Origin of the sequence: Sinanaerobacter sp. ZZT-01 (assembly GCF_035621135.1) — a bacterium.
In the GTDB taxonomy this organism is placed as follows: Bacteria; Bacillota; Clostridia; order Peptostreptococcales; family Anaerovoracaceae; genus IOR16.
On sequence record NZ_CP141728.1, the window covers coordinates 1,346,638 to 1,360,399 of the forward strand.

The following is a 13,762-nucleotide window of genomic DNA, read 5'->3' on the forward strand; positions in this document are numbered from 1 at the left end:
TTGAGCTGTTTTGGTAAAAAAGTTGTATATTGACAAGAATTAAGTTATAATGAAGTTTATGAATGAACATCAGTAAAATTGATCACAAATGTTAAAGAAAAACTTTTTATCAAGAATTTAGATAGAGTCTTTGAAAAAATTGGATGAAAAACAGGAAAGTATAATGAATGATTATACTTGTTTTATATGAAATGGAGGATAAAATGGCGTTTGAAGACGTAAAGCAGCAGCAAGCATATAATGCGGAACAGATTCAAGTACTGGAAGGATTGGAAGCTGTACGAAAAAGACCGGGCATGTACATTGGAACGACCGGTCCACGCGGACTACATCACCTGGTATATGAAATAGTAGATAACAGCATAGATGAAGCACTTGCCGGATTTTGCAAAACAATTTCAATTGCGATACAAAGCGACGGGTCCATCTTGGTAGAAGATGACGGAAGAGGTATGCCGGTTGACCTCCATCCTAAATTAAACAGACCTGCAGTTGAAGTTATTCATACAGTACTTCATGCGGGCGGGAAGTTCGGCGGTGGAGGGTATAAGGTATCCGGAGGACTTCATGGAGTCGGTGCTTCAGTTGTAAATGCACTATCCGAAGAGATGGAAGTTGAAATAAAAAGAAATGGAAAAATTTACAAGCAAACCTATTCCAAAGGAAAGATAACCAGTGAATTGACCGTGATTGGTGAATCTGGAAAGAAAACAGGATCTAAGACTATTTTCAAACCGGATCCTGAAATTTTTGAGGAAACAGAATTTGTTTTTGCGACGTTAGAGCATCGTCTTCGTGAAATGGCTTTTTTAAACCGGGGAATTAAAATAGAACTCAGTGATGAAAGAGAAGGACAAAAAAGAAAAGAGGTTTTCCATTATGAAGGCGGAATCAAAGAATTTGTAAAACATCAAAATAAAAATAAAGAAGTGATTCATCCGGATATCATTTATTTTGAATATCAAAAAGAGGATCACGAAGTAGAAATCGCAATGCAGTATACGGATCGTTATAATGAAACGATTTTATCGTATGCGAATAATATAAACACGACTGAAGGCGGAACACATATGGCTGGATTTAAGTCTGCCTTAACCAGAGTGTTTAATGACTATGCAAAAAGAAACAAATTTATAAAAGAAAATGAGGACAGCCTTTCTGGTGAAGATATCCGAGAGGGATTGACGGCTATCGTATCAGTGAAATTAACGCAGCCTCAATTTGAGGGACAGACAAAAACAAAGCTTGGAAACAGTGAGATGAGAGGCTTTGTAGAAACGACAACTAATGAAAATTTAGCGGGATTCTTAGAAGAGAATCCACAGCAGGCACGTGTAATTTTAGATAAATGTCTTCGTGCTGCAAGAGCGAGAGAAGCTGCGAGAAAAGCAAGAGAGCTGACGAGAAGAAAAGGCGTTTTAGACGGAATTTCTTTACCTGGGAAATTAGCAGACTGTTCAGAAAAGGATCCGGCTTTGTCAGAGATTTTTCTTGTCGAGGGAGATTCTGCAGGCGGTTCTGCAAAACAAGGCCGTGACAGAATGAGACAAGCTATTTTACCGCTTCGAGGAAAGATTTTGAATGTAGAAAAAGCAAGGCTGGATAAGATTTTAAACTCAGAAGAAATTAAAAACATGATTACTGCGTTTGGCTGTAATATCGGTACAGATTTTAACATCGAAAAGTTAAGATATCACAAAATTGTAATTATGACAGATGCTGACGTCGATGGTGCACACATTCGTACGTTACTTTTGACGTTCTTTTATCGTTATATGACACCATTGATTGAAGGCGGATATGTTTATGCTGCTCAGCCACCGCTTTTCCAAGTCAAAAAAAATAAGGAAGTACATTACACCTACTCAGATAGAGAACAGGAACGGTTGATGGCACAGCTTTCCGATAAACCAGGTAAAACGGTTATTCAGCGTTATAAGGGTCTTGGAGAAATGGATTATAATCAGCTGTGGGAAACAACCATGGATTATAAAAATAGGACTTTAATTCAATTTACACTGGAGGATGCTGCGGCTGCGGACGAAATGTTTACGACTTTAATGGGGGATAAGGTTCCGCCACGAAAACGATTTATAGAAGATAATGCAAAGTATGTTAAAAACTTAGATATATAGGAGAAGGAGGAGAAAAATGAATTTATTAGAGGATACAAAAGTCATTCAGCATGAAATTCATGATGAAATGAAAAACTCCTATATTGATTATGCAATGAGTGTCATTGTAGGGAGAGCGCTCCCCGATGTCAGAGATGGATTGAAGCCAGTTCATCGAAGAATATTATACGGAATGAGCGAACTCGGTGTAACACCGGATAAACCACATAAAAAATCGGCTCGTATCGTCGGTGAAGTTATGGGTAAATATCACCCACACGGCGACAGCTCAATCTATGATGCCATGGTTCGTATGGCACAGGATTTTTCTATACGTTATATGATGGTTGACGGACATGGAAACTTTGGTTCCGTTGACGGAGACGGCGCTGCGGCGATGCGTTATACTGAAGCAAGAATGACGCCGTTTGCTCTAGAAATGCTACGGGATATCGATAAAGACACAGTTAATTTTATGCCGAACTTTGATGAAGAAGAAAAAGAGCCAATGGTACTTCCGGCTCGTTTTCCAAATCTTTTAGTTAATGGATCCAACGGAATCGCTGTTGGTATGGCAACCTCCATTCCTCCGCATAATCTTGGCGAGGTAATTGATGGTGCGGTGAAATTGATTGACGATGAAGATGCAACCATAGAAGATTTAATAAGCATTATAAAAGCTCCGGATTTTCCTACGGGCGCTATTATAATGGGAAAAAACAATGCAAAAGAAGCGTATCGTACCGGACAGGGAAAAGTAGTTGTTCGTGCAAAGGTGGAGTTTGAGGAAACTGCAAAAGGCAGACAGCAGATTATTGTTACAGAAATTCCTTACCAAGTAAATAAATCAAGATTGATTGAAAAGATTGCTGAATTGGTAAAGGAAAAGAGGATCGAAGGTATTTCAGATATTCGGGATGAATCCAACCGCCATGGCATGCGGATTGTTATCGAATTAAAAAGAGATGCAAACCCTCAGATTACTTTAAATCGTCTATATAAACATACGCAGATGCAAGACAGCTATAGCATGATTATGATTGCTCTTGTCAATGGGCAGCCAAAGCTGTTAAACTTAAAAGAAATCTTAGTAGAATATTTAAAGCACCAAAAAGACGTTGTTACGAGAAGAACAATATTTGATTTAAATAAAGCAGAAGCGAGAGCTCATATTTTAGAGGGGTTACGTATTGCTTTAGATAACATCGATGAAATTATAAAAATTATTCGCTCCAGCTATAACGATGCAAAACCTCGTTTGATTGAACGCTTTGGCCTTTCTGAATTACAGGCACAGGCGATTTTAGATATGCGTCTTGCCAGATTACAGGGCTTAGAGCGTGAAAAAATTGAAGCGGAATATAGTGAATTAATGGAAAAAATCGCTTATTTTAAAAGTCTGCTTGCTGATGAAAAGAAATTAATGGAAGTAATCAAAGACGAACTTCTTGAAATTAAAAAGAAGTACGGTGATGAGAGAAGAACACAAATTGTAGCCGATGCGCAGGAAATTGATGAAGAAGATCTGATTGCAGAAGAGAACGTAGCAATTACTTTAACGCATTTGGGCTATATTAAGCGCGTGTCTGCAGATACTTACAAAACACAAAAGCGCGGGGGAAAAGGAATTACCGGACTGACGACAAGAGAAAATGATTTTGTAAAGAATATGCTGATTACATCGACACATGATTATTTGATGTTCTTTACAAATACCGGAAAAGCGCACCGCATTAAGGCTTATGAAATACCGGAAGCGCAGAGAACAGCAAAGGGAACACCGGCTGTTAACTTCTTAAATCTGATGCAGAGGGAAAGAATTACAGCAGTCATTCCAATTCAATCCTTTGATGCGAATAAGTATTTGATTGCTGTTACGAAAAAAGGTACGATAAAGAAGATGAATATGGCACAATTTGATACCAGTCGTAAGACCGGGCTGATTGCGATTAATTTGAAGGAAGGCGATCAGCTGATTGGAATCAAAGAGACTTCCGGAACGAGCAATGTTATTATTGTGACGAAACAAGGCAAGTGCATTTGCTTTAGTGAAGAGGATGTGCGTCCAATGGGGCGTCTGGCAGGCGGCGTTCGTGCAATTTCTTTGGAAAAAGATGATGAAGTTGTTGCAATGGAGCTTGCAGAAAAAGAAGAAGAACTATTGGTTGTAACGCAAGCAGGGTACGGAAAACGAACTGCTGTCAAAGATTATAAAGTACAGGCAAGAGGCGGAAAAGGTCTTTTGACTTACGCAAAAGGAAAGTTTGGTAAAACAGGAGAGTTAATCGGTGCAATGGTCGTAAATGAAAATGATGAGATATTGCTGATTAATTCCGATGGCATTATCATCCGAATTAAGGCTTCTGAGGTATCAAGGCTTGGAAGAGCTACTCAAGGAGTTAAGATCATGAGGGTAAAAGATGATGCAAATATCATAGCAATGGCAAAGGTAATTCGTGAAGAAAATGAAGAAGAGGAAGAACTTTCAGGCAAAGAGGGAAATAACTAAAAATCAAACGTTTAAAAGATAACCGGCAGGGGTATAGTTTTTAGGAGGACATAAAAAGATGGCACTGCAGATTGACAGTCATTTCAATGAGAAAGCAAAAAAATGGGATATTGTTTTGTATGGAGAAGTAGATGTTCTTACAGCTCCTGATCTTCGGGCAACATTAAATACAAATTTTTCAAAGAACGAAGAAGATATGCTGTTGCATTTAGATCATTTAAATTATATTGATAGCACCGGACTTGGAGTAATGATTGGCGCATACACAAGAATGCAGGAAAAGGGTAAAAAGCTTACCCTTTTAAATCCCAGAGAAAACATTGAAAAGTTATTGTGTATCACCAGTCTTGACAAAATTTTTCTATAAGGAAACGAGGAGATTTGAATGACAGACTTATTGAAATTTTCAGTCCCTGGAAAACCGGAATACGTAAGTATGGTTCGCATGGCGGTTTCTTCTTTAGCAAATAACATTGGATTTGATGTAGAAGCTATTGATGATATCAAAGTTGCGGTTTCGGAAGCATGTACGAATGTCGTACGTCATGGATGTTCAGGGATACAATCTTATGAAGTGACTTGTGAGGTTTGTAAAGAACAAATTACAATTTTGATTACAGATCTTGCAGGCGGTTATGACATGAGCAAATATCAAATGCCGAATCCTAACGAACCAAAAGAAAGCGGGTTGGGGATTTTTATCATACGCGCACTTATGGATGAAGTAGACATTTTTTCTGAAATCGGGGCAGGAACAAAAATTAAAATGGTAAAGTATTGTAATTGCAAATGAGCTTAGGAGTTTTCTATGTCCTCAATAAACAAAACCAATGTAAAAGACTTATTTGATGAATACAGCAAGACGAGAAGCATGGAGTTAAGAAATCAAATTGTCGAGCATTATTTATATATGATTGATATTTTAATAAGGAAATATTTAAACAAAGGCATGGAATACGAAGACTTATATCAAGTGGGTTCTATGGCTTTGGTTTTTGCCGTGGAGAGGTTTGATGCCTCTAAAGGATTTGAATTTACAAGTTTTGCAACTCCGACAATTATTGGAGAGATAAAACGCTACTTTAGAGATAAAGGGTGGATGATTAAAGTACCGAGACGTCTGAAAGAAATTTCAGCGCAGCTTCCGAAAGCGAAAGAAGCCCTTTCTGCTAAACTGCATCGGGCACCTACGGTAAAAGAACTTTCAAATTATCTGGGACACACAGAAGAACAGATTTTGGAAGCGATGGAAAGTGGACAATCGTACGGAGCCTTTTCATTAAACCAGACCTTTGACGATAGTCAAGAGGAAGGGGAAGGAGCCGTATTTGAAAAATATATGGGCGTTGAAGACAGCGGGTTTTCCAGCTTTGAGGATGCAGAACTGATAAAAGGCGTATTGGTACAGCTGGATGAGCAGGAACGGCAGTTGTTTCAGAAACGTTTTTTACAAAACAAAACACAACAGCAAATAGCGGAAGAATTTGGTGTTTCACAAATGACGATATCCAGAATTGAAAAAAAATTGAGGGGTCGGTTTAAGGAAGCGTGGAGGATTTGATTATGAAAAGAGTTTTTTCAGGCGTTCAGCCCACAGGGAATATACACATTGGAAATTATTTAGGTGCTTTAAAGCAATTTGTTGAACTGCAAAACGAAAATGATTGTTTGTATTGTATTGTAGACATGCATTCCATAACGATTCAACAAGATCCGAAAATCCTGCAAAAAAACATATTAGATGTAGCGGCGCTTTATCTTGCAGTCGGATTAGACCCTAAAAAATCTATTGTGTTTGTGCAGTCGGATGTAAGTGGACATGCAGAGCTTAGCTGGATTTTAACATGTGCCGCTTACACCGGAGAACTTTCACGCATGACTCAATTCAAACAAAAAAGCAAGGGCAGCGAATCAGCTCCGGCCGGACTTTTTTGTTATCCCGTTTTAATGGCGGCAGATATTTTACTTTATGATACAGACGTTGTTCCGGTTGGAAATGATCAAAAACAGCACATTGAACTTACGAGGGATTTAGCGATTCGTGTAAATAATAAATATGGAGAGACTTTTGTTGTTCCAGACGGAAGATTCTTAAAGAGCGGTGCTCGTATCATGGCGTTAGATGATCCGACGAACAAAATGAGTAAAAGTGCAGAAAATATCCACAGCCGTATCTCCTTGTTGGATTCACCGCAGAAAATAAAAAAATCGATTATGAAAGCGACTACAGATTCGGATGGCATCGTTCGTTTCGACATGGAAAATAAAGCAGGAATCAGTAATTTGTTAAATATTTACAGTGCTTTCTCAGGAAAAGAGATTTCGGAAATAGAAGCAGCTTATGAGGGGCATGGATATGGAGACTTTAAAAAGGACTTAGTTGAAATTGCAATTGATTCCATCAGACCGATTCAAGAACGGTTTCAGGAAATCAGAGAATCCGATGAATTGAGAAAAATCTTAAAAGATGGCGCGGAACGTGCAAATATGATTTCGGAAGTTACGATAAAACGTGTAAAGGAACGGTTTGGCTTGGGGTATTAAGGTAGAATGATGATAGGTACAGCAAAAAAAGTAATTGTTCTGATTGCGGGTTCAGAAGAAACTAAAAATTGTCTAAAACAACAGTTGAAAGACGTATTGGGTGAAGAAATCCAAATTGTTTCTTTTGCACTCGACACCGGGATTGCACATCTTCGGGAGGCAGAAGCATCCGCAGATATTGTATTGCTTTCCAGTGCTGAATTAAAAAGAGAAATGCGGGAAGACGGACTTCTGAGCGACGGGATATCCTATTTTGTGTGCCGTCGCTTTTTACAGTTAGATGAAATTGAGCAAGTAATCACTCTTCCGAAAGGAAAACGAGTTCTTTTTGTTAATGATGCAAAAGAAACCGCAGAAACCTGTATCCAGAATTTACTGGAAATCGGAGTCAATCATATTGAATATGTGCCGTGGTACCCAGAAATAGAAGCAGATCATCAAAAAGAGGGAATAACTCCGATTGATTTATCTGCTTTTTCCATTGCTATTACACCGGGCGAAGTGCATATGGTACCAAAGAGTATTAAGAAAATCATTGATCTAAAGCCACGCGGATTAGACATCGCTTCACTAGTCGGGATTGCCGAATTAATCGGCATATCGAATTGGGATGGGAACTCGGTTGTACGTCCTTACACCAGAAAGGTTATCGAAATTTCTAAGAAGATGGTTTTGATGAATACGGAAACGGAAGTCATGCGAAACTTATTAAAAGAGAAATTGCGGAGCAAGGGATATGTTGCAGTGCATTCCTTTTCTAATATTTTAGGAACCTCACCAAGACTTCTAGAGGAAAAAGAAAAGGCAAAAAAATTGGCAAAGACAGATCTAACCGTTTTAATTGAAGGAGAGAGCGGAACGGGAAAAGAATTGTTTGCTTCTTCGATTCACAATGCATCTGATCGTAAAAACGGACCGTATGTTGCCGCAAATTTCAGTGCGTTTCCGGAAGAATTAATGGAGAGTGAATTGTTCGGATACGAAGAAGGAGCTTTTACCGGTGCGCGAAAAGGAGGAAAGCGGGGTCTTTTTGAACAAGCAGACGGAGGAAGCATCTTTTTAGATGAAATCGGGGATATTTCTGCGAGAATGCAGACAAAGCTGCTGCGTGTTTTGCAGGAAAAAGAAATTATGCCGCTTGGAGGGAATACTATAAAAAAGGTAGATATTCGAGTAATTGCCGCCACAAATAAAAATTTGAGAGAAATGGTCCGCAATGGGACGTTTCGTGCTGATTTATACTTTCGTTTGAAAATGGGCTGTCTTTACTTACCGACTTTATGTGAAATGCCAGAGGAAATAAGACCCTTAACGGAACATTTTGTGAAAAAAGAACTTGGATATCCGATTGAAATAGAAGGAGATGTGTTTCAGATATTTCAAAAACTGCGCTGGAACGGGAACGTAAGAGAATTATACAATACCATAAAATATATGTTGGCTGTCAGGCAAAAAGAGAAGCAACTCTGTTTATGTGACCTGCCTGATATCCATTTTTTTGAATTTGCAATGGATTCCTCCAAGAAAAAGCGGGAATCCAAGCCATTTGCTGATTGCATAGAAGACTCTGTGAGCAAGGAACTTTTGGAGGTTTTGGAGGCTGTGTTCCTGTTACAGAAGCAGCATAAAATTGCTGGCAGAGTGAATATCGCACAATATTTAAGCAGTATCGGAAAAATTTGTACAGAAGGACAAGTAAGAACCCGTCTTAAGAGCTTAGAAATAGATGGATATTTGATTCAGAAAAGAGGAAGAAATGGTGCTTCTTTAACAGAAAAAGGAGAGCTTCAATTAAAAACATATGGTAACCATATAAAATGAATGGGAGCCATAAAAGAACCAAAAAAATTAAAAGGATCATTTGTTTTGTTTTTTTTATAAAAAACAGAGTAACATATGTTTGTGAAAAATGTAGATAAAGCGAGAAATTTCTTATAAAAAGTAGAAATAAGGAAGAGTTCTTGCTTTTTTTATTAATTATGGGTATAAAAAAGAAAAATATAAAGAAATGGCATCTTTTTTGCTAATATATAAAGCTTGTAGTTATAATATTATTTTTGGAGGTGTGAAATGAGTAAGGAGAAGAAACGAGGCTTAGAAACGCTCAATAAAGGTTTTCAAATGCCGGATACTTACGTCATCATTTTTTTAGTCGTTGTTTTGGCTGCATTGTTGACCTACTTGATTCCACAAGGAATGTATTCAACCGAGGAAGTCAGTTATGTAGTAAATGGAGTGGAAAAAACCAGAACTGTTATTGAAGATGGAAGCTTTCAATATGTTTTGGATGAAAATGGAGAACCATTAAAACAGGGTGTTGCTTTATTTGAGCCGTATGGTGAAGTAGGCATGTTCAACTATGTTTTTGAAGGAATGGTATCCGGTGACAAATGGGGTTCTGCAGTTGGCGTTATCGCATTTATTTTGGTTATCGGCGGAGCATTTGGAATTATCTTACGGACTGGTGCTGTTGAGACGGGAATCTTGAATATGATAGGGAAAACGCAGGGAAGAGAGAAGCTCTTAGTTCCGTTGCTGTTCGTATTGTTTTCTCTTGGCGGGGCCGTATTTGGAATGGGTGAAGAGGCTTTGCCGTTTGCAATGATTTTAATACCCCTTGTCATAGCAATGGGGTATGACTCTGTTGTTGGAATCTTGATTACTTATGTTGCAACACAAATCGGATTTGGAACCTCTTGGATGAATCCATTTTCTGTAGCAATCGCTCAGGGAATTGCAGGAATTCCTGTTTTTTCAGGTGCTACTTTTCGTATCGTAATGTGGGTGCTCTTTACTGGAGTCGGTGCTGCTATGACAATGATTTATGCAACAAGGATAAAGAAAGATCCTATAAAATCAGTTGCGTACGATTCAGATGAATATTTCAGAAAAGATTTTGAGGAGCAGTCCGGTGAAATACAAAAATTTACACTGGGGCATGCTTTAGTGCTTCTGACTATTCTGGCAGGAATGGTATGGGTAGTTTGGGGAGTTATGAAAAATGGATATTACATTCCTGAACTGGCAACACAATTCTTCATTATGGGTATCGTTGCCGGCATGATCGGTATTCTATTTAAATTAAACAATATGACCGTAAACGACATGGCACAATCCTTTAAAACCGGCGTTTCAGATTTAGTTGGAGCTGCAATGATCGTTGGCATGGCACAAGGAATCATGCTTGTGCTTGGTGGAGCAGACCCGACAAGCGGAACCGTATTAAATACGATTTTAAATGGATTAAGCAGTGCGTTTGTGGGACTGTCTGCGACTGCCGCGGCGGTACTTATGTATGTTTTCCAATCTGTTTTTAACTTCTTTGTTGTATCCGGCTCCGGTCAGGCTGCGTTGACAATGCCGATCATGGCACCTTTAGCAGATCTTTTAGGCGTGACACGTCAGACTGCTGTTTTAGCATTCCAGCTTGGTGATGCACTGACAAATCTAATTGTCCCAACTTCTGGCTGCTTAATGGGAGCATTGGCAATTGCTAGATTGGATTGGGCAAAATGGGTTAAGTTTATGATTAAATTCTTAGGAGTACTCTACGCGATGGCAGTTATAAGCATAATCATTGCAAGCGTAAGTGGTTTCTAAAATCAGTTTTAACAGGAGAAACACAATAAAAGAGGTAAAGCATGATAAAGCAAATAAAAAATGCAACTGTATATGCACCAGACTGCTTAGGCAGTATGGATGTGATAATTGCAGGCGGTAAAATCTGTCAGATTGGAAAAGATCTAGAGCTTGGAGAAAATATAGAAGTGGAAATCATTGATGGTACAGGAAAATACTTAGTACCAGGCTTCATTGACTCTCATGAACATATTATGGGAGGCGGTGGAGAAGGCGGCTTTTCAACAAGAACACCGGAAGCTGTTTTAACAGATTTGACCGTCTATGGAATCACAACGGTAGTCGGCTGTATCGGGACAGACGGCATCGGCAGGGACATGACAGCACTTCTAGCAAAAGCGAAAGGTTTGGAGGAAGAGGGAATCAGTACCTTTGTGTATACAGGTTCTTACCAAGTGCCAGTGCATACTTTAACAGGAAGTCTAATGAAAGATATTATGATGATTGATAAGGTGATTGGAGTCGGGGAAATTGCCATTTCAGATCATCGCTCTTCACAGCCTACCTTTGAGGAATTTATCCGCATTGCCGCTGACAGCCGAGTAGGTGGAATGTTGTCTGGAAAAGCTGGCATTTTGAATATACATTTAGGTGACAGCCCTAGATGTATTGATTTAATCGAACGTACGGTAGAGGAAACGGAAATTCCGAGATCTCAGTTTTTGCCGACACATATCAATCGCAATGCAATGCTCTTTGAGCGGTGTTTATCCTACGCAAAGAATGGAGGCTTTGTGGATTTTACAGGGAATGAAGAGATTGATTATTGGGAAACGATCTGTGATGAAGTTCGAGTATGCACGGGGATAAAACGGATGCTTGCAGAGGGAGTCAGCAGCGATCAGTTTACAATTTCGTCCGACGGTCAAGGTAGCCTTCCGATATTTAATGAAAAACAAGAGTTCATTGGAATCGGGATCGGAAAAGGCAGCTGTCTCTTAAAAGAAGTTCGGGAATGTGTGCAGAAAGAAAAAATACCGCTTGAAATTGCCATCAAGGCTATTACGTCAAACCCGGCTAGGATTTTGAAGCTTAAGGGAAAAGGACGGATCGAAAAAGGCTACGATGCAGACTTGTGCTTGTTAAATGCAGAGGATTTAACGATTAATACGGTTGTAGCAAAAGGAAATATTATGGTAAAAGAAGGAAAACCAACCATATACGGTACATTTGAAACTACGAATAAAGAAAAATAAAATTTAAGAAATTGCGTCTCTTTAAAAAAGGCCGAACATCTTTAGATGTCAGGCCTTTTTTATACTTGTTTTAGAAGTTATCATCCACCGATTGGATCGGAATCGCTGAAAGAGCCGGGAGTTAAACAGTTTCCGTCTGCATCTTTTTCTGGGCATTCATTTTTTGCCTCTCTGATTATGCCTTCGATCAATTCTTCTTGTTCATTTTTTTGCTTGTCAGCAGCCATTTTTTATACCTCCTTTGACTGATAAAACTTTTAATAGTATGCTTTATTTGAAAAAAATCATACATAAATACCATTTTTTTGGTCTTTTCTAAAGATTTTAAAACAGTGAAATAAAAGGGCTGTATGAAATTGAACTTGAGAAAGCTGATAATTAAAAAAATGAAGAACGAAAAAGCAGAAAATTATTTGATTTTCTGCTATAATAAATACATTCTAAAAGGGTAATTGAAGGATTTTATTACGGGTATTACTAATAAATATAAAAATAATTCATGCAAAACGATAAAAAGGAGGAACTCATGATTTGCAATGGAAAGACAGTGGAAAAAAAGGCTGTGATACAGGTTGCAGAATTAATGGCTGCTGCTGCGAGAACTGCGCCAAAGGGCTGTGGAATCGATAATTTAGAAGTTCTTATTTTAGATGGAGAAGAAAAAGATAATTTAGCAAAGTCTATGGAAAAGTATGGAACGGAATGGAAAATAGATTTTATGGTGAGGGATTCTCATAACGTAGAAACGGCCGATGCTTTAATGCTTATGGGGGCAAAGATTCATCCCATTTTATTGGATCACTGCGGATATTGCGGCTATAAAAATTGTGGGGAAAATATAAAGAACAATGGAATTTGCAGTTTCAATACAGGTGATTTGGGGATTGCAATCGGTTCTGCCGTTTCTGTTGCTGCAAATCATCGCATAGATAATCGGACTATTTATACAGCAGGAAAAATAGCAATGGAAATTGGACTGTTCCCAAAAGACGTTCGTGTTGCTTATGGTATTCTCCTGTCCGTTTCTTCAAAAAATCCATTTTTTGATCGAGGGACGGCTGATAATGATGCAGTAAAAAGAGAAAAAAGATAATTAGTGATGCAAATGCAGGGAACTCTGCTCTTCTTCCGTCTCATCGAAACGAGTGACGTGAGAGATAAAATGTGTGTGAAAGAAGGAGAGAATCATGATTCCTAAGAACCAGCTGCCTAATATATCAGTCGGATAATGAACGCCTAGATAAATTCTTGAAAATGCAATCAAAAATATGTAGATCGCACAAAAAATACTTATAACGCGTACCGCCTTATGCTTAGCACCATAATATTGATTCAGCAATAAGATGAGAGTTCCGTAGAAAATAAGACTCGTTAAAGTGTGACCGCTCGGAAAGCTGAATCCACCTTGCTCAATTAAGTGGAGAGCCACCATGGGGCGCGGACGTTGGAATATGTATTTTAAAATAGAGTACAGTAATAGTGAAGAAGAAGCTACGAATGAGAGCGGTAGCCCAAAGCGGTCTCTGGTTTTCGGAGACAGCAAAAGGACAACGCATATCGTTAAAAATGTCTGCCAATCTCCTGTACGAGTCAGTGTTATAAAAAATGTATTAAGTGATTCATTGCGCATAGAAAAAATTGCATTTTGAAGATAAGCATCAAACGACAATGAGGCATCTAAAGTCACAAAATATGCAATCATAGAAAAACCCAGTAAACATAGGGTTGTTACGAGGCGATTTGAGTGTTTCATAATGAAT

General features: G+C 38.6%; 12 protein-coding genes. 10 read left to right on the forward strand and 2 right to left on the reverse strand.

What is annotated here, in order from left to right; translation table 11 throughout:
• Positions 1–203: 203 nt before the first annotated feature.
• The 9 genes from gyrB to iadA all read left to right on the forward strand — a co-directional run bounded on the left by gyrB (position 204) and on the right by iadA (position 12,002).
• Positions 204–2,135, forward strand: a complete 1,932-nt coding sequence (gyrB, locus tag U5921_RS06545) for a DNA topoisomerase (ATP-hydrolyzing) subunit B (protein ID WP_324825658.1) — start codon at positions 204–206, stop codon at positions 2,133–2,135.
• Positions 2,136–2,151: 16 nt separating this feature from the next.
• On the forward strand, positions 2,152–4,623 hold the full coding sequence (gene gyrA / locus U5921_RS06550; protein WP_324825659.1) for a DNA gyrase subunit A: 2,472 nt from the start codon (positions 2,152–2,154) through the stop codon (positions 4,621–4,623).
• Between the two features lie 58 nt (positions 4,624–4,681).
• Positions 4,682–4,990: an STAS domain-containing protein gene (locus U5921_RS06555; protein WP_324825660.1), complete on the forward strand. Its 309-nt coding sequence runs from the start codon at positions 4,682–4,684 to the stop codon at positions 4,988–4,990.
• Between the two features lie 18 nt (positions 4,991–5,008).
• A complete protein-coding gene (locus tag U5921_RS06560) occupies positions 5,009–5,416 on the forward strand; it encodes an ATP-binding protein (RefSeq protein ID WP_324825661.1) in 408 nt (135 codons plus the stop codon).
• A gap of 15 nt (positions 5,417–5,431) precedes the next feature.
• Positions 5,432–6,184: a SigB/SigF/SigG family RNA polymerase sigma factor gene (locus tag U5921_RS06565; RefSeq protein ID WP_324825662.1), complete on the forward strand. Its 753-nt coding sequence runs from the start codon at positions 5,432–5,434 to the stop codon at positions 6,182–6,184.
• Between the two features lie 2 nt (positions 6,185–6,186).
• The gene (trpS, locus tag U5921_RS06570; protein ID WP_324825663.1) at positions 6,187–7,167 is read left to right on the forward strand and encodes a tryptophan--tRNA ligase; all 981 of its coding nucleotides are present in this window, start codon (positions 6,187–6,189) and stop codon (positions 7,165–7,167) included.
• A gap of 6 nt (positions 7,168–7,173) precedes the next feature.
• Entirely contained in the window at positions 7,174–8,988 is a 1,815-nt protein-coding gene (locus U5921_RS06575; RefSeq protein WP_324825664.1) for a sigma 54-interacting transcriptional regulator, read from the forward strand.
• A gap of 249 nt (positions 8,989–9,237) precedes the next feature.
• Positions 9,238–10,767, forward strand: a complete 1,530-nt coding sequence (gene yfcC, locus U5921_RS06580; protein WP_324825665.1) for a putative basic amino acid antiporter YfcC — start codon at positions 9,238–9,240, stop codon at positions 10,765–10,767.
• Positions 10,768–10,808: 41 nt separating this feature from the next.
• The gene (gene iadA / locus U5921_RS06585) at positions 10,809–12,002 is read left to right on the forward strand and encodes a beta-aspartyl-peptidase (protein ID WP_324825666.1); all 1,194 of its coding nucleotides are present in this window, start codon (positions 10,809–10,811) and stop codon (positions 12,000–12,002) included.
• A gap of 80 nt (positions 12,003–12,082) precedes the next feature.
• Here iadA and U5921_RS06590 read toward each other — a convergent pair whose 3' ends face one another.
• The gene (locus tag U5921_RS06590) at positions 12,083–12,229 is read right to left on the reverse strand and encodes a hypothetical protein (protein WP_324825667.1); all 147 of its coding nucleotides are present in this window, start codon (positions 12,227–12,229) and stop codon (positions 12,083–12,085) included.
• Positions 12,230–12,528: 299 nt separating this feature from the next.
• Here U5921_RS06590 and U5921_RS06595 point away from each other — a divergent pair, with 299 nt between their 5' ends.
• Positions 12,529–13,095, forward strand: a complete 567-nt coding sequence (locus U5921_RS06595; RefSeq protein ID WP_324825668.1) for a ferredoxin domain-containing protein — start codon at positions 12,529–12,531, stop codon at positions 13,093–13,095.
• Here U5921_RS06595 and U5921_RS06600 read toward each other — a convergent pair whose 3' ends face one another.
• The gene (locus tag U5921_RS06600) at positions 13,096–13,755 is read right to left on the reverse strand and encodes a phosphatase PAP2 family protein (RefSeq protein WP_324825669.1); all 660 of its coding nucleotides are present in this window, start codon (positions 13,753–13,755) and stop codon (positions 13,096–13,098) included. It abuts the gene before it with no gap.
• Positions 13,756–13,762 lie beyond the last annotated feature (7 nt).